At 60.8% G+C, this 25,243-nt stretch carries 23 protein-coding genes; 18 read left to right on the top strand and 5 right to left on the bottom strand.

Annotated elements, in window-relative coordinates:
- Positions 1-71 precede the first annotated feature (71 nt).
- The 3 genes from motA (at position 72) to QMK55_RS16105 (ending at position 3,212) form a co-directional block, all read left to right on the top strand.
- Positions 72-923 carry a flagellar motor stator protein MotA gene (gene motA / locus QMK55_RS16095; RefSeq protein WP_007952169.1) on the top strand — a complete coding sequence of 284 codons (852 nt, stop codon included), beginning with the start codon at positions 72-74 and terminating at the stop codon, positions 921-923.
- A gap of 3 nt (positions 924-926) precedes the next feature.
- Entirely contained in the window at positions 927-1,988 is a 1,062-nt protein-coding gene (gene motB / locus QMK55_RS16100; RefSeq protein ID WP_320329544.1) for a flagellar motor protein MotB, read from the top strand.
- Between the two features lie 90 nt (positions 1,989-2,078).
- The gene (locus QMK55_RS16105) at positions 2,079-3,212 is read left to right on the top strand and encodes a sterol desaturase family protein (protein WP_102358168.1); all 1,134 of its coding nucleotides are present in this window, start codon (positions 2,079-2,081) and stop codon (positions 3,210-3,212) included.
- Between the two features lie 54 nt (positions 3,213-3,266).
- Here QMK55_RS16105 and QMK55_RS16110 read toward each other — a convergent pair whose 3' ends face one another.
- From QMK55_RS16110 to rsgA, 4 genes are all read right to left on the bottom strand, one after another.
- Positions 3,267-3,758: a toll/interleukin-1 receptor domain-containing protein gene (locus tag QMK55_RS16110; RefSeq protein WP_102358169.1), complete on the bottom strand. Its 492-nt coding sequence runs from the start codon at positions 3,756-3,758 to the stop codon at positions 3,267-3,269.
- Complete coding sequence (locus tag QMK55_RS16115) at positions 3,758-4,717, bottom strand: caspase family protein (RefSeq protein ID WP_102358171.1); 960 nt, start codon at positions 4,715-4,717, stop codon at positions 3,758-3,760. The genes QMK55_RS16110 and QMK55_RS16115 overlap by 1 nt, the downstream gene beginning before the upstream one ends.
- A 2-nt stretch (positions 4,718-4,719) precedes the next feature.
- Positions 4,720-5,127, bottom strand: coding sequence for a TIR domain-containing protein (locus QMK55_RS16120; protein WP_102358172.1), 408 nt, complete (start codon positions 5,125-5,127; stop codon positions 4,720-4,722).
- Between the two features lie 212 nt (positions 5,128-5,339).
- Positions 5,340-6,371 (bottom strand): small ribosomal subunit biogenesis GTPase RsgA, encoded by a 1,032-nt coding sequence (gene rsgA / locus QMK55_RS16125; protein WP_025110158.1) that lies wholly within the window; start codon positions 6,369-6,371, stop codon positions 5,340-5,342.
- Between the two features lie 107 nt (positions 6,372-6,478).
- On the opposite strand from rsgA, the gene orn reads away from it, so the two are divergent.
- The 3 genes from orn (at position 6,479) to QMK55_RS16140 (ending at position 9,037) form a co-directional block, all read left to right on the top strand.
- The gene (orn, locus tag QMK55_RS16130) at positions 6,479-7,021 is read left to right on the top strand and encodes an oligoribonuclease (RefSeq protein ID WP_025110157.1); all 543 of its coding nucleotides are present in this window, start codon (positions 6,479-6,481) and stop codon (positions 7,019-7,021) included.
- A 203-nt stretch (positions 7,022-7,224) separates the two neighbouring features.
- Positions 7,225-7,836: a trimeric intracellular cation channel family protein gene (locus QMK55_RS16135; RefSeq protein WP_003221099.1), complete on the top strand. Its 612-nt coding sequence runs from the start codon at positions 7,225-7,227 to the stop codon at positions 7,834-7,836.
- Positions 7,837-7,990: 154 nt separating this feature from the next.
- Entirely contained in the window at positions 7,991-9,037 is a 1,047-nt protein-coding gene (locus tag QMK55_RS16140) for a Fic family protein (protein WP_320329545.1), read from the top strand.
- 2 nt (positions 9,038-9,039) lie between these two features.
- Here QMK55_RS16140 and queG read toward each other — a convergent pair whose 3' ends face one another.
- Complete coding sequence (queG, locus tag QMK55_RS16145) at positions 9,040-10,110, bottom strand: tRNA epoxyqueuosine(34) reductase QueG (RefSeq protein ID WP_320329546.1); 1,071 nt, start codon at positions 10,108-10,110, stop codon at positions 9,040-9,042.
- A 63-nt stretch (positions 10,111-10,173) separates the two neighbouring features.
- On the opposite strand from queG, the gene QMK55_RS16150 reads away from it, so the two are divergent.
- The 12 genes from QMK55_RS16150 to QMK55_RS16205 all read left to right on the top strand — a co-directional run bounded on the left by QMK55_RS16150 (position 10,174) and on the right by QMK55_RS16205 (position 25,172).
- Complete coding sequence (locus QMK55_RS16150) at positions 10,174-11,673, top strand: NAD(P)H-hydrate dehydratase (RefSeq protein WP_320329547.1); 1,500 nt, start codon at positions 10,174-10,176, stop codon at positions 11,671-11,673.
- Positions 11,661-12,131: a tRNA (adenosine(37)-N6)-threonylcarbamoyltransferase complex ATPase subunit type 1 TsaE gene (tsaE, locus tag QMK55_RS16155; RefSeq protein ID WP_102358177.1), complete on the top strand. Its 471-nt coding sequence runs from the start codon at positions 11,661-11,663 to the stop codon at positions 12,129-12,131. Before QMK55_RS16150 ends, tsaE begins: the two co-directional genes overlap by 13 nt.
- A gap of 51 nt (positions 12,132-12,182) precedes the next feature.
- The gene (locus tag QMK55_RS16160) at positions 12,183-13,562 is read left to right on the top strand and encodes an N-acetylmuramoyl-L-alanine amidase (protein WP_371859090.1); all 1,380 of its coding nucleotides are present in this window, start codon (positions 12,183-12,185) and stop codon (positions 13,560-13,562) included.
- Between the two features lie 5 nt (positions 13,563-13,567).
- Positions 13,568-15,469, top strand: coding sequence for a DNA mismatch repair endonuclease MutL (mutL, locus tag QMK55_RS16165; protein WP_320330261.1), 1,902 nt, complete (start codon positions 13,568-13,570; stop codon positions 15,467-15,469).
- Positions 15,469-16,440, top strand: coding sequence for a tRNA (adenosine(37)-N6)-dimethylallyltransferase MiaA (miaA, locus tag QMK55_RS16170; protein WP_320329548.1), 972 nt, complete (start codon positions 15,469-15,471; stop codon positions 16,438-16,440). The genes mutL and miaA overlap by 1 nt, the downstream gene beginning before the upstream one ends.
- A gap of 94 nt (positions 16,441-16,534) precedes the next feature.
- On the top strand, positions 16,535-16,795 hold the full coding sequence (hfq, locus tag QMK55_RS16175; protein ID WP_003221112.1) for an RNA chaperone Hfq: 261 nt from the start codon (positions 16,535-16,537) through the stop codon (positions 16,793-16,795).
- Positions 16,796-16,807: 12 nt separating this feature from the next.
- Entirely contained in the window at positions 16,808-18,109 is a 1,302-nt protein-coding gene (gene hflX / locus QMK55_RS16180) for a ribosome rescue GTPase HflX (protein WP_025110150.1), read from the top strand.
- Positions 18,110-18,205: 96 nt separating this feature from the next.
- Positions 18,206-19,384, top strand: coding sequence for an FtsH protease activity modulator HflK (gene hflK / locus QMK55_RS16185; RefSeq protein ID WP_320329549.1), 1,179 nt, complete (start codon positions 18,206-18,208; stop codon positions 19,382-19,384).
- Positions 19,384-20,253, top strand: a complete 870-nt coding sequence (gene hflC / locus QMK55_RS16190) for a protease modulator HflC (RefSeq protein WP_102358184.1) — start codon at positions 19,384-19,386, stop codon at positions 20,251-20,253. The genes hflK and hflC overlap by 1 nt, the downstream gene beginning before the upstream one ends.
- 313 nt (positions 20,254-20,566) lie before the next feature.
- Positions 20,567-21,754, top strand: coding sequence for an ATP phosphoribosyltransferase regulatory subunit (locus QMK55_RS16195; RefSeq protein WP_102358186.1), 1,188 nt, complete (start codon positions 20,567-20,569; stop codon positions 21,752-21,754).
- Positions 21,755-21,808: 54 nt separating this feature from the next.
- The gene (locus QMK55_RS16200) at positions 21,809-23,098 is read left to right on the top strand and encodes an adenylosuccinate synthase (protein ID WP_085711159.1); all 1,290 of its coding nucleotides are present in this window, start codon (positions 21,809-21,811) and stop codon (positions 23,096-23,098) included.
- A gap of 139 nt (positions 23,099-23,237) precedes the next feature.
- Positions 23,238-25,172 carry a methyl-accepting chemotaxis protein gene (locus tag QMK55_RS16205; RefSeq protein WP_320329550.1) on the top strand — a complete coding sequence of 645 codons (1,935 nt, stop codon included), beginning with the start codon at positions 23,238-23,240 and terminating at the stop codon, positions 25,170-25,172.
- Positions 25,173-25,243 lie beyond the last annotated feature (71 nt).

Below are 25,243 nucleotides of genomic sequence, written 5' to 3' on the forward strand. Positions count from 1 at the left end.
ATAAGTAGAAGAAGAGATTTTTTAACTTCCGAATATGACCTTGAACCCGACTCAGTAAGTACTTTCTACCTATGGCTAAAATTATCGGCATCATCGTCGTATTCGCGAGCGTGCTCGGCGGATACGTGCTCTCCCACGGCAAAATTGCCGCCTTGATCCAGCCCTTCGAGGTGATGATCATCGGTGGTGCGGCCCTCGGTGCATTCCTCCAGGCCAACCCCGGTTACATGACGATGCACGTGCTCAAGAAATCCCTGAGCATGTTCAGTTCGCGTTTCAGCCACACGTTCTATCTGGAAGTGCTGGGCCTGATCTACGAGATCCTCAACAAGAGTCGCCGCGAAGGCATGATGGCCATCGAGGGCGACATCGAAGACGCCGCCGCGAGCCCGATTTTCGCCAAGTACCCGGCCGTGCTCAAAGACGAGCGCATGACCGCGTTCATCTGCGATTACCTGCGCATCATGTCGTCCGGCAACATGGCGCCGCACGAACTGGAGGGGCTGTTCGACATGGAACTCTACAGCCTCAAGGAAGACCTCGAGCATCCATCCCATGCGGTGAACGGCATCGCCGACGCCATGCCCGGTTTCGGTATCGTCGCGGCGGTACTGGGTATCGTGGTGACCATGGCCTCGCTGGGTGAAGGCGATCAGAAATCCATCGGTCTGCACGTCGGCGCGGCACTGGTCGGTACCTTCTTCGGTATTCTCGCGGCCTATGGCTTCTTCGGTCCGTTGGCGCACTCCCTGGCCCACGATGCCAAGGAAGAACTGAACGTCTACGAAGCCATCAAGGCCTCGCTGGTCGCTTCGGCTTCCGGCATGCCGCCATCGCTGGCCGTGGAGTTCGGGCGCAAGGTTCTGTATCCGGCGCACCGTCCAAGCTTTGCCGAGCTGGAACAAGCGGTTCGCGGTCGCTAAGAAATGGAAAATAATCAGCCGATTATCATCAAGCGCGTCAAGCGCATAGCCGGCGGGCATCACGGCGGGGCGTGGAAGATCGCCTTCGCCGACTTCGCCACGGCGATGATGGCGTTCTTCCTGGTGCTGTGGCTGCTGTCCACCGCCACACCGGAGCAGAAGATCGCCATCGCCGGTTACTTCAAGGATCCGGTCGGCTTTTCCGAAAGCGGCACGCCGTACATCATCGACCTGGGCGGTACGCCGACCCTGGCCCCGGAAAATACCCTCAACCCTGAGGTGAAGTCGCAGCCGCAACCGGACAAGGTCACGGTCGATACCGAACAGGTTGAAGGCATGGCCGAGCAGGTCGAGAAGGAGCGTCTGGAGCTGTTGCTGCAAGAACTGCAGAACAAGGTCGACGAGAACCCGCAGCTGCAGAAGTTCAAGGATCAGATCCTCTTCGAGATCACCCCGAACGGCTTGCGCATCCAGATCATGGACGCCGAGAACCGGCCGATGTTCGACTCGGGTTCTGCACGCTTGAAGCCGTACTTCGAAGACATCCTGCTGGCCATGGCCGACACCATCAAGGCAGTGCCGAACAAGATCAGCATCAGCGGCCACACCGACGCCAAGCCGTACACCGGCACCGGTGATTTCGGTAACTGGGAGCTCTCGGCCAACCGCGCCAACGCCGCGCGGCGTGCGCTGGTGGCGGGCAGCTATCCGGACGGGCAAGTGGCGCGGGTCGTCGGTTATGCCTCGTCGGCGCTGTTCGACAAGGAGAACCCGTTCAACCCGGTCAACCGCCGTATCGACATCGTGGTGCTGACCAAGAAGGCGCAAGCGGCCATCGAAGGCTCGCAAGGCGCCGACCCGGCCAAGCCCGCAATAGAAGGGGAGAGCGGCGCCGCGCCGGCGACGTCAGTCGACCCGAACGCGCTGCCGGCGGATCAGCAACCGGTGCCGGCGCATGAGCTGCGCGAACGGCTGAACCTGTTCGACGACGCGGCACCGAAACCGGCCGGGCCGGGGACTGCGCCGCCGCCAGCCACTGCACCGGCTCCCGCGCCCAAGCAGTGATTCACAAAAAGCCACGGTCACCGTGGCTTTTTTGTTTCTGCCTGCGTCGCAATGACCAGTCGCAGTTTTCGCAATCACGGAAGATCAGTTATGGAAAGACTCAAAGCCTATTTTCAGCGGCACGGTAACGCACCCTTCAAGTTCGGTGAGGGGCGAGTCAGTGGCTATATTTCCGCCACCCTCGGGCTATTGAGTCTGTTGGCGGTGTTCTGCTTCCTGTTTCCCGAGTGGCTGACCACAGCCGAACTGCGCAAGGTCTATGACGAGCAGTTCGCGCGCACCACGCTGTTGCTCGGTCTGGTGCTGTCGTTCAGTCTCGGCACCCTGAATATCCTGCTCAACAAACGCAAGCGCTTGGGGATTACTGGTCTGGTTGCATCAGGGCTGGCGGTGTTCCTCGGTGGCACCAATGTCCAGGTCAGTTCGATCGGACAGACGCCTTACTCGCTGGGTCTGGACTGGTTTGTTTTGGCGCTGCTGGTGTCGGCGATCGTGTTTATTCCTCTGGAAAAGCTCTATTCCAAGGATCCCGAGCAAAACATCCTGCGCCCGCACTGGCGCACCGACCTGACCTACTTTTTCGTCAGCCACATGCTGGTGCAGTTCATCCTGATCTTCATCACCGCCTCTTCAAGCTATATCGCCGGTTGGGCGGTGTCGCCTGGCTTGCAGGCAAGTGTGCAAAGCCTGCCGCTCGTTGTGCAGTTTCTGCTGGCGATCCTGGTCGCCGATCTCGGTCAGTATTGGCTGCACCGGCTCTACCATGTGGTGCCATGGCTGTGGCGCATACACGCGGTGCATCACTCCAGCACGCACATGGATTGGCTCGCCGGTTCGCGCGTGCACTTCATTGAAATCCTGCTGACCCGCACTGGCGTGCTGGTGCCGTTGATGCTGCTGGGCTTCGCACCACAAGCGCTGAATGCCTATGTGATTCTGGTTGGTGTTCAGGCGGTACTGGCCCACGCCAACGTGCGGATCAACGGCGGCTGGCTGAACTACCTGATCGTGCTGCCGCGCTACCACCATTGGCACCATGCGCGGCACAAGGATTACATCTACAAGAACTATGCGATCCACACGCCGCTGGTGGACATGCTGTTCGGTACGTTCAAGCTGCCGCCGAAAGAATGGCCGGTACGTTACGGCGTGTTCGGCAAGGAACTGCCGGGCGGGATCGTGCGCCAGCATCTGTATGCGTTTCGCAAGCCTGAGCCGAAGTAGGGCAGGTGGACACAAAGAGCCCCGAATGTTCGGGGCTTTTTGTATCCGGTGGGGTTAGAAGCCGCGCCGAATCCGGTTCTTCAACCCCTCGTGGAACATCTCGGCATTGATCTTGTTGGCGCTGCGCGTCGATTGATCGCCGCTCACCGAGTCGAGCGTCATTGAGCGCTTGATCGTCCCTTCGCTGCGATAAGCCTCGATGAAGAAATCCACATCGGTCGGTGTACTCAGTTTCGGCCACTTGTCCAGATAGGCCGGCAATTGCGTGGGGCCGGTCTTGAACGAGCAGATCCGCCGATTGCTGATCGTCGCTTCGCCGATTTCGAACGGGACCCACCACGACAACGCGGTTTTCTCTGATACCACCGCCAGCAAGTGCGTGCACTCGGTGATGTTGCGCGTGATGACCCCGGTGATGTCGTCGGTGGTCTGCGATTCCGGGTCGAGCACGTCGAGGTAGGTCTTGATGTTGGCCTGCATCAATTGGGTATTGATGGCCATGGCCTGTGGACGATCCATGTGGCGGTAGCTGATGAATACGGGCATCAGAAATGTCCTTTTATGGCGAGTTCTCGGTAGTAAGCACCTAGGGCGGTGAGGCGGCAGCCGGTGGAATTCAGGGCGGCGTAGTACATGTGCTCGGCATCCACAGGCTCGATCAGGCTGTGGCGATTGCACATTTGCAGTTGCTTGAAGATGTCGCCGTGCTCGGGGTCGAACAGCGCTTCGGTGGGCTCGTAGCTGGGATCGAGTCTGAACACGAAGCTCGGCTCCGGGAACCAGTCCTTGAGTTTGCGCAGGGTCTCTTCGGCAATCAGCGGCGCGACCTCGCGCAGCGGCACAAACTGCGAGACATTGGTCTTGAATACCGGACGCTGCTCCCAAGCCCCCAGCGCATTGTCGACAAACGAGTAAACGCTACCGGGGGTGACCTTGCCGAGTACGTTGGCAGCGCCACCGTGCAGCGCTTGCAGCAACAGATCGGTGAAGATTCCGTGGCCGCGACTTTCCAGGGCGTACTGTTCTTTTTTGCAGGCCGTGAGAATGGTCACGCCTTCGCCGATCACACTGCTGCCGCCACGCAGGTTGCGCATGGCCCCTGCTGCGCCGGCCTGGCAGCAATCGAGAATGATGATTTTGTTCTTGATGTGCGGGGCCTTGTCCGCCCATTCCAGAATGTCGCTGATGCGGATACCGTCTCCCTCAGGTTGATAGTCCTGGGGAATCAGTAGTCCTTCGTCAATGCTGGTGTCGAACTGCCCATGACCGGCGAAGTACAGCAGTGCCACGTCACAGTCGCCTGAGAACAGGCTCTGAATCTGCTGTTTCATGTGGTTGAGCGTGAGTTTTTCTTCGGCTGAAGTCAGCACTTTGCTGCTGAAGTTCGGTCGCCCGTTGGCGTGACGCTCCAGCACCGAAGCCATGGCCATTGCGTCGTTGTTACAGCCGCTCAAGGGCGAGACGTAGTCGTAGTGGTTGATGCCGATAAACAGTCCTTTGCGCATGGTTACACCGCCGTGTGCTGACGGATTGCACCGATGATGCTGTTGGTGTTCCACGCGCATTCGGCATGCGCCGCTTCACGCACCACGGCGGAAATACGCTCGGCGCCGAACGGCTTGATCGCGATGATCACCTTGCCCATGCGCTTGGCGATCTCGATTTCCTTGTTGATCCACTTGCTGTAGGTCGAATACATCCCGGCCATGATCAGCACCGCCGAGCAAGGGCGAATCTTGTTTTCGATGGCTTCTTCGAGCTGCTTGTCGGTCTGCGCGCCCAGGATCGGATTGTGCGGCGGCACGGAAAAATTCTTGAAACTGAAATCCGGTTTGGCGCCGAGCAGGCGTACCAGATTGTCGTGAGCGTGGGCGTAGTTCCACGAATGGCTGATGAACAGGTGATAGGTTTGCATGGGCTTCCTCGGAGGTCGCGAAAGTGCGAAGGAGGACCCCAATCTAGGCATCTGGCGCGAGCCTACAAGGGCTGGGCGGTGAAAGAGAAATGTCCTGCAAGCAGGCGTGGGTGGGTCTGTCAGAAAGGTCTGATGTTTAATTGAGTCGGGGAGGTGTCAGGCGCGATCCGACATCCGGCAGCCCTCGGGCGAGGTGCTGCCGGAGCGGATGTTTAGTAGCCGTTTTCCGGCAGGCTGGCGATGATCGAGCGGTAGCTGTTCATACGTTGCTGCTGCACGCGGCCATCTTCCAGGGCCTTGAGCAGTGCACAGCCCGGTTCGCGGTCGTGTTTGCAGTCGCGGAAGCGGCAGGTGCCGAGCAGATCATCGAACTCGATGAAACCGGCTTCGACGTCGGCGCGGCTGACGTGGCCCAGGCCGAACTCACGGATACCCGGGGAGTCGATCAGCTCACCGCCACCGGGGAAGTGGAACAGGCGCGCGGTGGTCGTCGTGTGCGTGCCCTGGCCGGACAGCTCGGACAACGGCCCGACGCGGGTTTCGACTTCCGGCAGCAGGCTGTTGACCAGCGACGACTTGCCGACACCGGACTGGCCGACGAACACACTGATGCGCCCGTCGAGCTGCTTCTGCAACTGCTCCATGCCGTTGCCGTGATGCGCCGAGACTTCCAGCACCGGATAACCCAGCGTGCGGTACACCGCCAGCAGCGCATTGAGCGCCGGAGCGTTTTGCTCGTCGATCAGGTCGAACTTGTTCAGCAGCAGCAACGGGCGGATGCCGGCGTGTTCGGCGGCGACCAGATAGCGGTCGATCAGGTTGGCGTGCGGCTCAGGCAGTGGCGCGAAGACGATGACGATCATGTCGACGTTGGCCGCTACGGGTTTGAGCTGACCACGGCTGTCCGGACGGCACAGTTCGGTGGTGCGCGGCAGTTGCGCGACGATCACCCCGATGCCCTGATTGCCGGCGCGCCAGACGACGGTGTCGCCGGTCACCAGTGCTGGCAGGTTGGCGCGCAAGTGGCAGCGGAACACCTGGCCGGCCTGATCGCCGTCAACAGCTTCGACCTCGACCTGCACACCGAAGTGGGCGATCACCAGGCCGGTTTGTTCCGGGCCCAGGTCGCCGCCCTCCAGGGCTTCGACCGCCGAGGACTCGCGTTTGGCGGCACGTGCGGCGCGCTCGCCCTGAATCTTTTCGATGCGCCAGTTTTGACGACGATTGAGTTGGCGTTTGGCCATGGGTGTTCCGTCTGAAGAATGCAGCGATTAGGTAAAACGGCAGCGAGTTTAGCACGCCCGGGCACCGGCCTAGGCTAAACTGCGCAGCATTGCCTAGGAGCCCGAATATGCAAAACCCGCAGAACCTGATCTGGATCGACTTGGAAATGACCGGTCTGGATCCGGAAAACGACGTCATCATCGAAATGGCCACCATCGTCACCGACAGCGACCTGAACACCTTGGCCGAAGGCCCGGTGATCGCCATTCACCACAGTGATGAAGTGCTCGCTCGCATGGACGAGTGGAACACCCGCACCCACGGCAACTCAGGCCTGACCCAGCGCGTGCGCGACAGCCGTATCAGCATGGCCGAAGCCGAGGCCGAAACCATCGCCTTCCTGGAAAAGTGGGTGCCGAAGGGCAAGTCGCCGATCTGCGGCAACAGCATCTGCCAGGACCGCCGCTTCCTTTATACGCACATGAAAGGGCTGGAAAGCTACTTCCACTACCGCAACCTCGACGTGTCGACGCTCAAGGAGCTGGCCGCGCGCTGGGCGCCGGACGTGCGCGACAGCTTCAAGAAGGGCAGCACCCACCTGGCGCTGGATGACATCCGCGAATCGATCGCCGAGCTGCAGCACTACCGCAAGCACTTCATCAAGTTCTGATTGAGCGGTGTCTGCACTGACGTCTTCGCGAGCAAGCCCGCTCCCACAATTTGGAATGCGTTGTCTGTGGGAGCGGGCTTGCTCGCGAAGAGGGCGTCAGAGTCACCGGAAGATTCAAGTCAGACATGCATCCCCGAGCGCGCCCCCTTCTGGTGCGGCGCTGAAATGGCTAGACTGCGCGCCTTCCTGCCAGGACCGCCGCCATGTTGCTGATGCTCTATCTGATCGCCATTACCGCTGAAGCCATGACTGGCGCGCTGTCTGCCGGACGGCGCGGCATGGACTGGTTCGGTGTGGTGCTGATCGCCTGCGTCACCGCGCTGGGTGGCGGTTCGGTGCGCGACGTGTTGCTCGGGCATTACCCGCTGACTTGGGTCAAACACCCGGAATACCTGGTGCTGACCTCGGCAGCAGCGATGCTCACCGTGTTCACCGCCCGCTGGATGCGTCACTTGCGTTCGCTGTTTCTGGTGCTTGATGCGGTCGGCCTGGTGGCCTTCACCCTGATCGGCTGCATGACCGCACTGGAAATGGGCCACGGCATGCTGGTGGCTTCGGTCAGCGGCGTGATCACCGGGGTGTTCGGCGGCATCCTGCGCGACATCTTCTGCAACGACATCCCGCTGATCTTCCGCCGTGAGCTGTACGCCAGCGTCTCGTTCGCGGCGGCGTGGTGCTACATGCTCTGCCTGTACCTGAATGTGCCGAGCGAGCAGGCAATCCTGATCACCTTGTTCGGCGGCTTCCTGTTACGGCTGCTGGCGATCCGGTTCCACTGGGAAATGCCCAAGTTCGTCTATAACGACGCACCTTGACGTCACGCTGGCGGGCGCGTGGAAATATTCTGTTGGGAATGTTGCATAGATGTCGCGCCTCTAAATAGGGTAAAAAATAAAGCCTAAAGGGGGTATTTTGTTCTGAAATACCCTATTTGAGTCTTTTTACCTCATTTAGAAGGCTGCCTGAATCATGCATTCACTCACCCCGGAATTTCTTGACGCCTTGCGCTTCGACGGTCTTCAGATTGCGACGCTTCGTGCATTGGGGGAGTTTCGGGGTAAGCAACAACTGTTCGTTGCTCAATCGCCGCAGGTCCTCCAGGGGCTTACGCAGATAGCCGTAATTGAATCCACGGAGTCATCTAACCGACTGGAGGGTGTAACTGTCGCGCCAGCGCGATTGAAGTCACTGATGAGCAAAAACGCTGACCCCAAAAGCCGATCCGAACAGGAAATTGCTGGCTATCGGGACGCTCTGTCACTCATCCATGAATCTGCCGATGGAATGCCATTTTCCGAAGGTGTTCTTAGACAGTTACATAGTCTTCTTTACCGCTATCTACCTCAGGATGGTGGTGAATGGAAGGCGATGAACAACGACATCATTGAGCGCCATGCCGATGGTTCATCGCGGATTCGCTTCCAACCTATTCCTGCTCATATGACCCCTGTTGCGGTGACTGAAACCCTGGCGTATTACCACCGGGCGCTGGCATTGAATCTAGCTGACCCTCTGGTTTTGGTGCCGCTTACGGTCCTCGACTTCCTTTGCATACACCCCTTCTCTGACGGCAATGGTCGCGTCGCTCGTCTGCTGACATTGCTGCTGCTCTATCAATTTGATTACAGAGTCGGGCGATTTATCAGTCTTGAACGGATATTCGAGGAATCAAAGGAGGGCTATTACGCAACGCTTGAGCTGAGTTCTCAGGGGTGGCACGGGGGTACGCATGATGTTCGGCCATGGATGGATTATTTTTGGGGGGCAATGCTTAGAGCGTACAAAGAGTTCGAGGAGCGAGTGGGCACGATAGAGAAGCGTCGAGGGGGTAAAAGCGATCGAATCAGAGACGAAGCCTTGAGGCGAGTCCTCCCTTTTTCCATCTCGGAAATTGAAGAGTCCTGTCCGGGAGTCAGTCGCGACACAGTGCGCCTGGTTTTACGATCACTGAAAGCAGAAGGGCTGATTGAGCCGACAGGTAAGGGGCGTACAGCCAAGTGGAGAAAACCGGCATAGCCTCAAGTACGGCGTTCGGCGTGTTGTTTCAGCGCCCACTCGACATGTTCACGCACCAGCTCTGACGGGTAGTCACGGCGCGCCTTCAAGGCTTCCAGCACCGGAATGCTCGACGGCGCATTGCCCAGGCCCACGGCCAGATTGCGCAACCAGCGCTCGTAACCGGCGCGGCGCAGCGGCGAGCCTTCGGTGCTGCTGAGAAACTTGTCCTCGTCCCACAGGAACAGTTCGGCCAGTTCGGCGTTGTCGAGGTTGTGTCGTGGCTTGAAGTCGCTTTCTCCGGAAGGTTTGGCGAAGCGGTTCCACGGGCAGACGATCTGGCAGTCGTCGCAGCCGAACACCCGGTTGCCGATCAACGGGCGCAGGTCTTCGGGGATCGCGTTTTTCAGTTCGATGGTCAGGTAAGAGATGCAGCGCCGGGCGTCCAGCACATACGGACCGACGAACGCGCTGGTCGGGCAGATGTCCAGGCACGCCGTGCAGCGGCCGCAATGTTCGGTGCTGTGTGGTTCGTCCACCGGTAGCGGCAGATCGACGAACAGTTCGCTCAAGAAGAAATAGCTGCCGGCCTTGCGGTTCAACACCAGAGTATTTTTGCCGATCCAGCCCAGTCCGGCCTGTTCGGCGATGGCTTTTTCCAGCACCGGGGCGCTGTCGACGAACGCGCGGAAACCGAACGGGCCGATCTCGGCCTGAATCTTGTCGGCCAGTTGTTGCACGCGTTTACGGATCAATTTGTGGTAATCGCGGCCCAAGGCATAACGCGAGACGTAGGCTTTTTCCGGTTGCGCGAGCATTTGTGCCATTTGCGTGTCGCCGGGCAGGTAGTCCATGCGTAGCGAAACCACGCGCAACGTGCCCGGCACCAGCTCTTCGGGATGCGAGCGTTTGCTGCCATGGGCACCCATGTAGTCCATTTCGCCGTGGTAGCCGGCGGCGAGCCAGCGCTCCAGGTGCTGCTCATGCTCGGCCAGGTCCAGACCGCTGATGCCGACTTGCTGGAAGCCCAGCTCGCGGCCCCAATCCTTGATCGATTGGGCGAGGGTGGGCAGATCTGTGGTGATGGCGGACATGAGGCGAGAGAAACCGGAGCTGAGGTGCGTATAATTCTGCCAGACATCGGAGCCCGAAGACGCATGCCGCACACGAAAGATGAATTACCCGACGCGCTGTACGCTGCCGCCCAGGTGCGTGCACTCGACGCGCGGCTGATTGCCGCCGGCACGCCGGGCTTCGAATTGATGCAGCGCGCAGCGTATGCGTGCTGGCGCGCGCTGGTGCGGCGCTGGCCTGCAGCGACTGAGCTGACCGTGCTCGCCGGGCATGGCAACAACGCCGGTGACGGCTATTTGCTGGCCGTGCTGGCGCAGCGCGCCGGTTGGGCGGTACGGGTGCTGGCGGTCGGTGAGCCGCAGCGTTTGCAGGGCGACGCGGCGCTGGCGCACGCCGAGGCGCTGGCCGAGGGTGTCGCGATGCAGAGCTGGAGCGCCCAGACCGAGTTGCGTGGCGTTGTCCTTGATGCGCTGCTCGGCACTGGCTTGAGTGGCGAGGTGCGCGAGCCCTGTGCCGCGGCCATTGCTGCGATCAACGCCACTGGCCTGCCGGTGGTGGCGGTGGATATTCCTTCCGGATTGTGTGCCGACACCGGGCGAGTGCTGGGTCTCGCGGTGCGCGCAGACCTCACGGTGACTTTCATCGGTCTGAAGCTGGGGCTGTTCACCGGTGACGCGGCAGATTGTGTCGGTGAACTGGTGTTCAACGATCTGCAGGCCGGCGCTGAAACCTATGCTGATATTCCGCTCGCGGCTCGCCGGCTCAACGCGGCTAATCTGCCGCGTCTGCCCGCGAGGGCGCCGACCTCCCACAAGGGCCGCTTCGGTCATGTGCTGTTGATTGGCGGCGACCATGGCTTTGGTGGGGCGATCCTGCTCAGTACCGAAATCGCCTTGCGCAGCGGCGCGGGCATGGTGTCGCTGGCGACACGCCCGGAACATATCCCCGCTGCGCTGACCCGCGTACCGGAAGCCATGGCGCTGGGTACTTCATCGGCCAATCAGTTGATGGGTTTGCTGGAGAAAGTCTCGGTGCTGGTCGTCGGGCCGGGGCTGGGACAGGCGAGTTGGGGGCGGGCGTTATTGTCGGCCGCAGCGAATGCGGCGCTGCCACAGGTGTGGGACGCCGATGCATTGAATCTGCTGGCCGGCGGTATTGTCAGTCTGCCCAAGGATTGCGTGATCACCCCGCACCCGGGCGAGGCAGCGCGTCTGCTGGGGATCAGTACTGCCCAGGTGCAGGCCGATCGTCTGGCAGCAGCGCATGCGCTGAGCAAGAAATACTTGGCTGTTGTCGTGCTCAAAGGCGCCGGCAGCCTGATCGCCCATCCCGACGGTCGCCTGGCACTGTGTCATCAGGGCCATCCGGCCATGGCCACTGCGGGCCTTGGCGATGTACTCGCGGGGTTGACCGGCGCATTGCTGGTTCAGGGCATGGACGGCTTCGATGCCGCGTGCCTGGCAGTCTGGCTGCACGCCAATGCCGGCGCGCAACAAGGTAAATTCGGCCGTGGGCTGGCGGCCAGTGATCTGATTCCAGTCATTCGTCAGTTGTTGGAGGAGCATGCACCGTGTCTGAAGTAACCCTGTACCTGGCCGATGAACAGGCCATGAGCGACTTTGGCGCACGGATTGCCCACGTTACCCAGGGCCATGGCCTGATTTTTCTCGAAGGTAACCTGGGCATGGGCAAGACCACCCTGTCGCGGGGCATCATTCGTGGTCTGGGGCATGTCGGCGCGGTGAAAAGTCCGACCTTCACCCTGGTCGAACCCTACGAGATCGGCGATGTACGCGCCTTCCACTTCGACCTGTATCGTCTGGTCGATCCAGAGGAACTGGAGTTTCTTGGCATCCGCGACTATTTCGAAGACGATGCTCTGTGTCTGATCGAGTGGCCCGATAAAGGTGCAGGCTTTTTGCCAAAGCCTGACCTGACCATTACCATTAGCCCGCAAGACAGCGGGCGTTCGCTGAAAATTTTATCCCAGGGCTCGCGCGGCGAGACCTGGTGTGCCGCTTTGGCATTGGAATCCAATTAAATGATGGGGTTAGGTATGCGCTTTCGCGCGTTGGTGGCTGCCGCAGGACTGATGTTGATGGCAGTGGCCGTCAGCGCTGTGGCCGACACAAAGGTCAACAGCGTGCGCCTGTGGCGGGCGCCGGATAACACGCGACTGGTCTTCGACCTGAGCGGCCCGGTGCAGCACAGCGTCTTCACCCTGACTGCACCGGATCGGCTGGTGATCGACATCAATGGCGCCACTTTGGGTGCGCCGCTGAAGGTATCGACTGCCAACACGCCGATCACCGCGATGCGCTCGGCCCAGCGCACGCCGACCGACCTGCGGGTGGTCATCGACCTGAAAAAAGCCGTTACCCCGAAAAGCTTCTCGCTGGCGCCGAACGCGCAATACGGCAACCGTCTGGTGGTCGACTTGTTCGACAACCCGGCCGATGCCGCTCCGCCGCCTGCGCCGACGCCACAAGTGGCGACGGTACCAGCGGTGCCGGTCACCCCTGCGGAACCTGCCATCAAGTTGCCGCCAGCCCCGGCCGGCAAACGCGACATCATTGTGGTGATCGACGCCGGCCACGGCGGCGAAGACCCGGGTGCATCCGGCTCACGCGGTCAGCGTGAAAAAGACGTGGTACTGCAGATCGCTCGTGAACTGCAGCGTCAGGTCAACGGCATGAAAGGCTTCCGCGCCGAGCTGACCCGTACCGGCGACTACTTCATCCCGTTGCGCGGTCGTACTGAAATTGCGCGCAAGAAGGGCGCAGACCTGTTCGTCTCGATCCACGCCGATGCCGCGCCGTCTGCTGCAGCCTTCGGTGCCTCGGTGTTTGCCTTGTCCGATCGCGGTGCCACGTCGGAGACCGCACGTTGGCTGGCCGACAGTGAAAACCGTTCCGACCTGATTGGCGGTGCCGGCAACGTCAGCCTCGACGACAAGGACCGCATGCTCGCCGGTGTACTGCTCGACCTGTCGATGACCGCGTCGCTGACCTCCAGCCTCAACGTCGGCCAGAAAGTCCTGACCAACATCGGTCGCGTGACGCCACTGCACAAGCAGCGTGTGGAACAGGCCGGGTTCATGGTGCTGAAATCGCCGGACATCCCATCGATCCTCGTTGAAACCGGATTTATCTCCAACGCCAACGAAGCGAACAAGCTCTCGGCCTCGAGCCACCAGCAGGCGCTGGCCCGTTCGATCAGCAGCGGCGTGCGCCAGTTCTTCCAGCAAAACCCGCCACCGGGCACTTACATTGCCTGGCTGCGTGACTCCGGCAAGATCGCCCAGGGCCCGCGTGATCACCGCGTGAGTCCGGGCGAGACGCTGGCGATGATTGCGGTGCGTTATCAGGTGTCGCCCGCGACCCTGCGCAGTGCCAACAATCTCAGCAGCGATGAGCTGAAAATCGGTCAGCACCTGACCATTCCTGGCACCGAACTGGCGTCCAAAGAATGAATCAGCTGTTGAACGCCGCACGCATCGAACTGCTCAGCCCACGGCTGGCGAACCAGATCGCCGCCGGTGAGGTGGTTGAACGTCCGGCGTCGGTGATCAAGGAACTGCTGGAGAACAGCCTCGACTCCGGTGCCAAGCGCATCGATGTCGATGTCGAGCAGGGCGGCGTCAAGCTGCTGCGGGTGCGTGACGACGGTAGCGGCATTTCTGCTGACGACTTGCCGCTGGCGCTGGCCCGTCACGCCACCAGCAAGATCCGCAACCTCGAAGACCTCGAGCAGGTGATGAGCCTCGGTTTTCGCGGTGAAGCACTGGCGTCGATCAGCTCCGTGGCGCGCCTGACCCTGACCTCGCGCACCCGCGATGCCGATCAGGCCTGGCAGGTGGAGACCGAAGGCCGCGACATGGCGCCTCGTGTTCAGCCGGCGGCGCATCCGGTAGGTACATCGGTGGAAGTGCGCGACCTGTTCTTCAACACCCCGGCGCGACGCAAGTTTCTCAAGACCGAAAAAACCGAATTCGATCATCTGCAAGAAGTGATCAAGCGTCTGGCGCTCGCACGTTTCGACGTGGCTTTCCACCTGCGCCACAACGGCAAGACCATCCTCAGCCTGCACGAGGCCCACGATGATGCGGCCCGCGCTCGGCGTGTGGCGGCAATCTGCGGCTCGGGCTTCCTGGAGCAGGCACTGCCGATCGAGATCGAGCGTAATGGCCTGCACCTGTGGGGCTGGGTCGGCTTGCCGACCTTCAACCGCAGTCAGGCGGATTTGCAGTATTTCTTTGTGAATGGCCGTGCGGTACGCGACAAACTGGTGGCCCACGCGGTGCGCCAGGCCTATCGCGACGTGCTGTTCAATGGTCGCCATCCGACCTTCGCGCTGTTTTTCGAGGTCGATCCGGCGGCGGTCGACGTCAACGTGCACCCGACCAAACACGAAGTGCGCTTCCGTGACGGGCGCATGGTGCATGACTTCCTTTATGGCACGCTGCATCGTGCGCTGGGCGATGTGCGCCCAGAGGATCAGTTGGCCGGTTCAGTGACGACTGCTGTCGTCCGGCCAACGGGCCTCGATGCCGGTGAGTTCGGCCCGCAGGGTGAAATGCGTCTGGCGGCCAACGCGCTGCTGGAGCAGCCGCAGGCGCAGCCGGCGTTCAACACCTCGTCTGGCGCGAGTGCCGGCGGCGCTTATCAGTATCAGTACACGCCGCGGCCACAATCCGCGGTGCCGCCAGCCGCCGAGGCGCAGGCTGCCTACCGCGAGTTTTTCGCGCCGCTGCCTGAGGCCAATGCCAACGCGCTGCCGGCCGGCCAGGAAGACATTCCGCCGCTCGGTTACGCGCTGGCGCAGCTCAAGGGCATCTACATCTTGTCCGAGAACGCCCTGGGGCTGGTGCTGGTGGACATGCACGCCGCTCACGAGCGGATCATGTATGAACGACTGAAGATTGCCATGGCCAGTGAAGGCCTGAGCGGCCAGCCATTGCTGGTGCCAGAGTCGCTGGCAGTCAGTCAGCGTGAAGCCGATTGCGCCGAAGAGCATGCAGCGTGGTTCCAGCGCCTGGGCTTCGAGCTGCAGCGTCTGGGCCCGGAAACCCTGGCGATCCGGCAGATTCCGGCGCTGCTCAAACAGGCCGAGGCCAACCGTCTGGTGGGTGATGTGCTGTCGGACCTGATGGAATACGGCACCAGCGACCGGATTCAGGCCCACCTGAACGAACTGCTCGGCACCATGGCCTGTCACGGCGCGATCCGCGCCAACCGGCGCCTGGCCTTGCCGGAAATGAACGGCCTGCTGCGTGACATGGAAAACACCGAGCGCAGCGGTCAATGCAACCATGGCCGACCGACCTGGACCCAATTGGGCCTGGACGATCTGGACAAACTGTTCCTGCGCGGTCGTTGATGAGCCAGCTTCCTCCAGCGATTTTCCTGATGGGCCCGACCGCTGCGGGCAAGACCGACCTGGCCATCGAGCTGACCAAGGTGCTGCCGTGCGAGCTGATCAGTGTCGATTCGGCGCTGGTCTATCGCGGCATGGACATTGGCACCGCCAAGCCATCGAAAGAACTGCTGGCCGAATTCCCGCATCGCCTGATCGACATTCTTGATCCGGCAGAGGCCTATTCCGCCGCCGATTTCCGCCGCGATGCCCTGCAAGCCATGGCTGAAATCACCGCGCGCGGGAAAATTCCGCTGCTGGTGGGCGGCACGATGCTCTATTACAAGGCATTGGTCGAAGGTCTGGCGGACATGCCGGCGGCGGATCCCGAGGTTCGCGCGCAGATCGAAGAAGAAGCTGCACGCCTTGGCTGGCAAGCCCTGCACGAGCAATTGGCGGTGATCGACCCGGAGTCAGCGGCGCGCATTCACCCCAATGATCCACAACGTCTGAGTCGTGCGCTGGAGGTTTATCGGGTCAGTGGTCAGAGCATGACCGCCCTGCGTCAGCAACAATCTGCGCAAAGTACTGAAGCAGCCGCTTCGGGACGGCAACAATTGCCCTATACTGTCGCGAACTTGGCCATTGCTCCGGCAAATCGCCAGGTACTGCACGAGCGCATTAAACAAAGATTCACAAATATGCTGGAACAGGGGTTCATCGACGAGGTCGTAGCCCTGCGTAAAAGAAGTGACCTGCATTCCGGGTTGCCGTCTATACGTGCGGTAGGCTACCGCCAAGTCTGGGACTACCTGAACGGCAAGCTGTCGTTAGCCGAAATGCAGGAACGCGGCATCATTGCCACGCGTCAATTGGCCAAGCGCCAGTTCACCTGGCTGCGCAGCTGGGATGATCTGCACTGGCTGGACAGTCTTGATTGCGACAATCTGCCACGCGCCTTGAAATACCTTGGGACCATCTCCATATTGAGCTGAGTCCTTGCAATTGCCGTCTATCCTTGGGGGTGTGGCGGCCAAAGCCATCTGAATTACCTATTTTTATTATTGAATCCTTAAAGGAGTGCGGCACATGTCAAAAGGGCATTCGCTACAAGACCCTTACTTGAATACTTTACGTAAAGAGAAAGTTGGGGTTTCCATCTACCTGGTCAACGGTATCAAACTGCAGGGCACGATCGAGTCGTTCGACCAGTTCGTTATCCTGCTGAAAAACACCGTGAGCCAGATGGTTTACAAACACGCTATCTCTACAGTCGTGCCAGTACGTCCAATTCGTCTGCCTAGCGCAACCGAATCCGATGCAGGTGACGCTGAGCCAGGTAACGCCTGATAGGAGTCTCCTTTGTTCTTTGAGCGCCACGGTGGTGGTGAGCGAGTGATCCTCGTTCACTTGGATGGTCAGGACCCTGAGGCGCGCGAAGATCCGCAGGAGTTTCAGGAATTGGCTAATTCGGCGGGCGCCGAGACCGTTGCGTTTTTTAACGTACCGCGTCATCGGCCAACCGCCAAATTCCTGATCGGCAGCGGCAAGGTCGAGGAACTGCGCGACCTGGTCAAGGCTGAAGAAGCCGATCTGGTGATTTTCAATCACATTCTCACGCCCAGTCAGGAACGTAACCTCGAACGTGTTTTCGAGTGTCGCGTGATCGACCGCACCGGCCTGATTCTCGATATTTTCGCCCAGCGCGCCCGTACCCATGAAGGCAAGCTCCAGGTAGAACTGGCCCAGCTTGACCACATGAGCACCCGCCTGGTTCGCGGCTGGACTCACCTTGAACGTCAGGGTGGCGGTATCGGCATGCGCGGTCCGGGTGAAACCCAGCTCGAAACCGACCGCCGTCTGCTGCGGGTTCGCCTGCGCCAGATCAAGGGCCGACTGGAAAAAGTACGCAGCCAGCGCGAGCAATCGCGACGCGGCCGCTCGCGTGCGGATATCCCTACCGTATCCCTGGTGGGTTATACCAACGCCGGCAAGTCCACGCTGTTCAATAACGTGACCAAGTCCGAGGTGTACGCGGCTGACCAGTTGTTCGCGACGCTGGACCCGACCTTGCGCCGTCTGGAACTGGACGACCTGGGGCCGATTGTTCTCGCGGACACCGTAGGTTTCATTCGCCACTTGCCGCACAAGCTGGTCGAGGCATTTCGGTCTACGCTCGAAGAGTCGAGCAACTCCGACCTGCTGTTGCACGTGATCGATGCGGCCGAGCCGGATCGCATGTTGCAGATCGAGCAGGTGATGGTGGTGCTGGGGGAGATCGGGGCTCAGGACTTGCCGATCCTGGAGGTATACAACAAACTCGATTTGCTTGAAGGCGTTGAGCCACAGATCCAGCGCGATGCCGATGGCAAGCCGCAACGGGTCTGGTTGTCGGCGCGTGATGGCACGGGTCTGGAATTGCTTGAACAAGCCATTGCCGAGTTGCTGGGCAGTGATTTGTTCGTGGGGACATTGCGCTTGCCGCAACGGTTCGCTCGACTGCGTGCGCAGTTCTTCGAACTCGGTGCGGTGCAGAAAGAAGAGCACGACGAAGAAGGCATCTGCCTGCTGGCCGTTCGTTTGCCCCGGGTCGAGTTGAATCGACTGGTAAGCCGCGAAGGATTGCAGCCGATGGAATTCATCGAGCAACACACTTTGCAATAAAAGCCTGGCAAAGCGGTTGTGCCGCAACGGCAGGCATTCTGTAGCATTGGTCGGCGCGCCGTGGGTGCGTCTTTGCTTTATCAGATGGAGAGCGCTATGGCTTGGAATGAGCCGGGTGGCAACTCGAATAATCAGGATCCTTGGGGTGGCAAGCGCCGCAATAACGGCGACCGCAAGGGGCCACCGGATCTCGACGAGGCCTTCCGAAAGCTGCAGGAAAGCCTGAACGGGTTGTTCGGTGGTGGTAAGAAACGCGGTGGTGATGACGGCGGTGGTTCGGGCAGGAGTGGTGGCGGCTTCGGCGGTCTGCTCGGCATCGGCCTCGTGGTGCTGGCGGCTGTCTGGCTGTACAGCGCGGTCTATGTAGTCGACGAGCAGGAGCAAGCCGTGGTGCTGCGCTTCGGCAAGTACTACGAGACAGTCGGCCCGGGCCTGAACATCTATTTCCCGCCGATCGACAAGAAGTACATGGAAAACGTCACGCGTGAGCGTGCGTACACCAAGCAGGGCCAGATGCTGACCGAAGACGAGAACATCGTCGAAGTGCCGCTGACCGTGCAGTACAAGATCACCAACCTGCAGGATTTCGTGCTGAACGTCGATCAGCCGGAAATCAGCCTGCAGCATGCGACCGACAGCGCCCTGCGCCACGTGGTGGGTTCGACCGCCATGGACCAGGTGCTGACCGAAGGTCGTGAATTGATGGCCAGCGAAATCAAGGAGCGTCTGCAACGCTTCCTCGATACCTATCGCACCGGTATCACCGTCACCCAGGTCAACGTACAGAACGCGGCAGCCCCGCGTGAAGTGCAGGAAGCCTTTGACGACGTGATCCGTGCCCGTGAAGACGAGCAGCGTTCGCGCAACCAGGCTGAAACCTACGCCAACGGCGTCGTGCCGGAAGCCCGTGGTCAGGCTCAGCGCATCCTCGAAGATGCCAATGGTTACCGTGACGAAACGATCTCGCGCGCCAAGGGTGAGGCCGACCGCTTCACCAAACTGGTTGCCGAGTATCGCAAGGCACCTGAAGTCACCCGCCAGCGTCTGTATCTGGACACCATGCAGGAAGTCTTCAGCAATACCAGCAAGGTACTCGTGACCGGCAACAAGAACGGCCAGAGCAACCTGCTTTACCTGCCGTTGGACAAGATGATTCAGAACAGCTCGGGTGGCAGCAATGCACCGGTGACCGGTTCGGCCGCTGCCAGCAACAACTCGGACGTCGCGCCGCATGTCACTGACTTGCCGCAGACACGCACAAGGGAGGCCCGCTGATGAGCAATAAATCGCTGATCGCCCTGATTGTTGGCGTCGTTGTGCTTCTGGTTGGCTGGAACTGCTTCTACATCGTGGCTCAGACCGAGCGCGCGGTGTTGCTGCAGTTCGGTCGTGTGGTTCAGGCTGATGTTCAGCCGGGTCTGCATGTGAAGGTTCCTTACGTTAACCAGGTGCGTAAATTTGACGCACGTCTGATGACGCTGGACGCACCGACACAGCGTTTCCTGACCCTGGAAAAGAAAGCCGTGATGGTCGATGCCTACGCCAAGTGGCGGGTGAAAGATGCCGAGCGCTTCTACACCGCGACCTCCGGCCTCAAGCAGATTGCCGATGAGCGTCTGTCCCGTCGTCTGGAATCGGGCCTGCGTGACCAGTTCGGCAAGCGCACCCTGCACGAAGTGGTGTCGGGTGAGCGTGATGCGCTGATGGCTGACATCACCGCGTCGCTGAACTCGATGGCTGAAAAAGAGCTGGGTATCGAAGTGGTCGATGTCCGGGTCAAGGCCATCGATCTGCCGAAGGAAGTGAACCGCAGCGTGTTCGAGCGTATGAGCACCGAGCGTGAGCGTGAAGCTCGCGAGCACCGCGCCAAGGGTAACGAGCTGGCCGAAGGCATCCGTGCCGACGCCGATCGTCAACGCCGCGTACTGCTGGCTGAAGCCTATCGTGAATCCGAAGAGGTTCGCGGTGACGGTGATGCCCAGGCTGCTGCGATCTACTCCAAGGCCTACGGTCAGGATCAGGAGTTCTACGGTTTCTACCGTAGCCTGCGTGCCTACCGTGAAAGCTTCGCGAACAAATCCGACGTCATGGTTCTCGACCCAAGCAGCGACTTCTTCCGTTATCTGGAAAAGTCCAAGCCTTGATGCAACGTTGACCTGAATCGCTCCGCCCGGCGGCTAAAACCTCGGGCGGGGTGATCCTTTGGGAAAACGTGTGTATGATGCGGCAGCCGGGAAATTCCCGGCTTTTTTGCGTCTGCACGTTTGATTGCTGTTTTTTGTTGCAGGCATCGGGTTGAATGGCCCGAGAGATTTTCGAGGAAAGTGATGGGCGAAGCCGGTAACAGGCCTTTCGCCGCGTCGTTCATGCGCGTGCGTTTTGAACGGGTCGGTCATTTTCTGCTTCACTCAAGGCTCGCCCGCAGGCTGGCCGCCCGGATCAAAGGGGAATGGCGTAATGGCAACGGTAGACCGCTGGCTGCTGCCAGATGGCATCGAAGAAGTACTGCCACCGGAAGCGGCGCGCATTGAAGTCGCGCGTCGTCAGGTGTTGGATCTGTTCCAGAGCTGGGGTTACGAGTTTGTCGTGACTCCCCATATCGAGTACCTGGAATCCCTGCTGACCGGTGCGGGCCAGGATCTGGATCTGCGTACCTTCAAGGTCATCGACCCGCAATCGGGCCGGCAGATGGGGTTCCGTGCCGACATCACGCCGCAAGTGGCGCGCATTGATGCGCACACCCTGCGTCGCGAAGGCCCGAGCCGTCTGTGCTACGCCGGCAGCGTACTGCATGCCCAGCCGCGTGCACTGTCGTCCTCGCGCAGCCCGATCCAGTTGGGCGCCGAGTTGTACGGCGACGCCAGCCCGAGCAGCGACGTTGAAGTGATCAGCCTGATGCTGGCCATGCTGCAACTGGCCGATGTGCCGGATGTGCACATGGACCTCGGTCATGTCGGCATCTACCGTGGTCTGGCGCGTGCTGCCGGTCTGTCCGGTGAAGTCGAGCAGCAGTTGTTCGACGCGTTGCAACGCAAGGCCATCGACGAGGTCATTACCTTGACCGAAGGCCTGCCGGCGGATTTGTCCGGCATGCTGCGGGCGCTGGTCGACCTGTGTGGCGGACGTGAAGTGCTGGCCGCCGCCCGTGAGCGTCTGGCCAATGCGCCGGCGCCAGTGTTGGCTGCGCTGGAAGACTTGCTGGCGATCGCCGAGCGTCTGTCGGCGCGTTTCCCGGATCTGCCGCTGTACTTCGATCTGGGTGAGTTGCGCGGCTACCACTACCACACCGGTGTGGTGTTTGCGGTGTTCGTACCGGGCGTGGGTCAGTCCATCGCTCAGGGCGGTCGTTATGATGATATTGGTGCCGACTTCGGTCGTGCCCGTCCGGCGACCGGCTTCTCTACCGATTTGAAAACCCTGGTGACCCTGGGGCGTGCTGAGATCGAGCTACCGTCTGGCGGTATCTGGATGCCTGACAGTACGGATGCGGCACTCTGGCAGCAGGTTTGCCAGTTGCGCAGTGAGGGTCAGCGTGTCGTTCAGGCGTTGCCTGGACAACCTTTGGCCGCCGCCCGTGATGCGGACTGCGACCGGCAATTGATTCAGCAGAACGGGCTTTGGCAAGTATCGCCACTGGCTTCTTGAGTTTTCCTGCCGGCCAACGCCGGCACCAAGTTTGCGCGAATGAGGACAAGTGTTATGGGTAAGAATGTCGTAGTCCTGGGCACCCAATGGGGTGATGAGGGCAAAGGCAAGATCGTTGATCTGCTGACCGAACATGCTGCCGCCGTAGTGCGCTACCAAGGTGGCCACAACGCTGGCCACACCCTGGTGATCGACGGCGAAAAAACCGTCTTGCACCTGATCCCGTCGGGCGTGCTGCGCGAAGGCGTGCAGTGCCTGATCGGCAACGGCGTGGTGGTTGCACCTGACGCCCTGCTGCGCGAGATCACCAAGCTGGAAGAGAAAGGCGTACCGGTGCGCGAGCGCCTGCGTATCAGCCCTTCCTGCCCGCTGATCCTGTCCTTCCACGTGGCGCTGGACCAGGCCCGTGAAAAGGCCCGTGGCGAGCTGAAGATCGGTACGACCGGTCGCGGCATCGGCCCGGCGTACGAAGACAAGGTTGCACGTCGCGGCCTGCGCGTTGGCGACCTGCTTAACATGCCGCGCTTCGAAGACAAGCTGCGTGAACTGGTGGACTACCACAACTTCATGCTGGTGGGTTACTACAAAGAGCCTGCCATCGAGTTCGAGAAGACTCTGGCCGAGTGCAAGGAATACGCTGAGCTGCTCAAGCCGTTGATGCTGGACGTGACCGCCGAGCTGCACGACCTGCGTCGCGCCGGCAAAGACATCATGTTCGAAGGCGCTCAGGGTTCGTTGCTCGACATCGACCACGGCACCTACCCGTACGTGACCAGTTCCAACACCACCGCCGGTGGCGTGGCGACCGGTTCGGGCGTTGGCCCGATGTTCCTGGACTACATCCTGGGCATCACCAAGGCTTACACCACTCGCGTAGGTTCGGGCCCGTTCCCGACTGAGCTGTTCGACGAAGTGGGCGCGCACCTGGCCAAGCAAGGTCACGAGTTCGGCGCTACCACCGGTCGTGCCCGTCGTTGCGGCTGGTTCGACGCCGTTATTCTGCGTCGCGCTATCGATGTGAACAGCATCTCGGGCATCTGCCTGACCAAGCTGGACGTACTCGATGGTCTGGAAACCATCAACATCTGCACCGGCTACAAAGATGCGCAAGGCAACGCCGTTGCTCCGACCGACGCAGACAGCTACGTGGGCCTGCAGCCTGTGTACGAAGAAGTGCCGGGCTGGACCGAATCGACCGTAGGCGCCAAAACCCTGGAAGAGCTGCCGGCCAATGCTCGTGCCTACATCAAGCGTGTTGAAGAGTTGATCGGCGCACCGATCGACATTATTTCGACGGGCCCGGATCGCAACGAAACCATCGTTCTGCGTCATCCGTTTGCTTGATAAGTTGTTGATGTAAAAAACAAAGGCCCCTTAATCGGGGCCTTTGTCGTTTATGCCGGCTGGACGGCATGACCTTTGCTGTAAATCTTCCTACAAGAGTGCCATCAAATTAATGGCGTCAGAAGTAGAGGGATTCACAGTGTCGGCCGTTCTCTCACTGTTACAAAGCCGTTTGTTGCGGCCCGTGTTCGTTACCCTTGGTATCGCTCTTTTGGTGCAAGTGCTGGTGGCGGTCGCCCTGACACGAAGCACGGTCACGGCGCTGGAAGCGGACCTTGGCACTCGTTTGGGTGTCGACAGCCAGAAGCTCTCGGGCGAGCTGGAGCAGGCCGGGCGTGAAGTCACGTCGAGCCTCGATAACCTGTCCTCAAGTACCCGCCAGCGCCTGACTGCCGGCCTGTCCGCACGCCTGAAGGACGAGCAGGCGCAACTGCGTACGACGCTGGAAAAGGACCTGAAGGACTCGGCCAATGACATGGCCCAATTGCTTGCCTCGGTGGCGCCGCGCGCCATGTGGGACAGTGACGTGCCAACTCTCTCCGAATTCGCCCGCCGGGCCCAGCGTAATCCCAACGTGTTGTTCGTGGTCTACGACGACGCCACCGGGCAGCACCTGACCCGCTACCTCAACCGCGAAAACCCGATCAACAAGGCCCTGCTGGAAAAAGGCCAGGGCGAACGTGCGCTGGACAAGGTGCTGGACGCGGCGAAGCACGATCCGTCGGTCTACTACCTCGAAGCCTCGATCAATCCCAATGGCGTGGAAATCGGCAAGGTACTGATGGGCGTTTCGACGGCCTCGGTGGAAACCGATCTGGCCGCGCTCGACCAGCGCTTTTCGGCGCTGATCGCCAGCAGTGATCAACTGGTAGGCGACAGCCTCAAGGGCGCCGCAGCGGACAGCGCCGCAGCGATGCAGGCGCGCCTGCAATCGGCGCAATCCACTGTTGCCGAGATGAAAGCCAACACCCGCAGCACCGTGCAGGACGCGGCCGCGACATTGCGCTGGCGCATCGGTATGGGCCTGGCGCTGGTCGGCTGTGGCGTGCTGCTGTTGCTGGCGGTGGTGCTGGGGCATCGAGTGGTCAATCGCCTGAAGATGCTCAATGCGGCGATGGATGACCTGGCGGCAGGCGAGGGTGACCTGACCAAGCGCGTGCAGATCAACAGCAAGGACGAGATCGGCGACATGGCGTCGGCGGTCAATCGCTTTGTGGATAAGTTGCAGCCAATCGTGCGCGAGGCGGGCGATGTGGCCCAGCGTACCGGCGTGGAAATCGGCGCCATGACCCTGCGCAATGCCGGCGCAGACGCGGCGGCCGGGATGCAGCGCGACGAGGTTGCTGAAAGCCTGCGAGCGCTGTCGCAAATGGCCGATGAGGCGCAATCGGAAAGCCACGCCATGCAGGCAGCATTGAAGCAGGTGGTGGACATTCGCCAGGCCACCGACGAAAACACCCGCACCTCGGCCAAGGTCGGCAGCCTGATCGAGGCGCTGGCCGGGCAGGTCGATACCGGGGCGAAAGTCATTGAGCGACTGGCGCAGCAAAGTGAACAGATTGAAGTGGTGCTGACGGTGATTCACGGGATCGCCGAGCAGACGAACCTGCTGGCGCTCAACGCGGCCATTGAAGCGGCACGGGCCGGCGAGACCGGGCGTGGCTTTGCGGTGGTGGCGGACGAAGTGCGCGCGTTGGCGAGCAAGACGCAAAGCTCAACTGGCGATATTCAGGCGCACATCGTCGCGTTGCAACAGGGCGCGCGTGAGGCGGTCGAGGCGATCGGTCAGGCCGGGCGTCAGGCCAGTGAAGGTTTGCTGGTGCTGCGTGACAGTGCGCGGCTGCAGCAGTCGGTGCAGGCCTCGGTCGAGCAGGTGCACGCGGCGATCGGCCTTGCGACGCAGGCGGCAGCGCATCAGGCGCAGGGCGCGCAAGCGGTACGGGGCCGGGTCGAGACGATTCATGCTCAGGCCGAGAAAGCGGCGCAGGCGGTGGTGGAGACCACGGCCAGTGGCAAGGTGCTGGATGGGTTGGCGGCGCAGCTGAAAGCTAGCCTGGGACAGTTCCGGGCTTGATGTTGTCTTGTCGGGCCCCATCGCGAGCAGGCTCACTCCTACAGGAGAAATGCAATCCTCTGTAGGAGTGA

It is taken from the genome of Pseudomonas sp. P8_229, assembly GCF_034008635.1.
GTDB lineage: Bacteria > Pseudomonadota > Gammaproteobacteria > Pseudomonadales > Pseudomonadaceae > Aquipseudomonas.